Origin of the sequence: Neobacillus terrisolis (genome assembly GCF_051233475.1) — a bacterium.
In the GTDB taxonomy this organism is placed as follows: Bacteria; Bacillota; Bacilli; order Bacillales; family Cytobacillaceae; genus Bacillus_BU.
Genome location: NZ_JBKFGH010000070.1, coordinates 1 through 561 on the forward strand (window position 1 = coordinate 1; position 561 = coordinate 561).

Below are 561 nucleotides of genomic sequence, written 5' to 3' on the forward strand. Positions count from 1 at the left end.
AATAAGTTATCATGAACAAAACTGGCTCCTTATCGTAAATTCGTAGGTTAACTTGGTTAGGCTGTTTAATGGAAAAACAAATAACCAAATCAGAGCTACATAACGAAAGGAGCCATTACTATGAATGATAACACAAAGTTTGTAGGTTTAGACGTATCAAAGGAAAAAATAGCTGTTGCGATTGCTGATCAAGGAAGAGGAAAGCCAAGGTATTATGGAATCATCCCTCATACAGTTGAAGCGATAAGAAAGTTAATTAATAAACTCGGAAGCCCTGAAAACCTTAAATTTTGTTATGAAGCAGGGCCAACGGGTTATCCCTTATATCGGTTATTTCTGAATATGGGTATAGAATGTGATGTTATTGCACCTAGCTTAATCCCAAACAAACCAGGTGATCGAGTCAAAACAGATAAAAGAGATGCAATACGGCTTGCACAGTTGTTTCGCGCAGGTGAGTTAACATCTGTTTATGTACCTACAGAGGAAGACGAAGCGTTACGTGATTTAGTAAGAGCCAGAGAATGTGCAAAAGAAGATGAGTTACGTGCGAAACATCGT

At 38.0% G+C, this 561-nt stretch carries 1 protein-coding gene; it reads left to right on the plus strand.

The features are described from left to right. Window positions 1–120: 120 nt before the first annotated feature. Window positions 121–561, plus strand: a 441-nt coding sequence (locus ACI48O_RS22760) for an IS110 family transposase (protein ID WP_435564087.1), incomplete at its 3' end; no start/stop codon positions are given.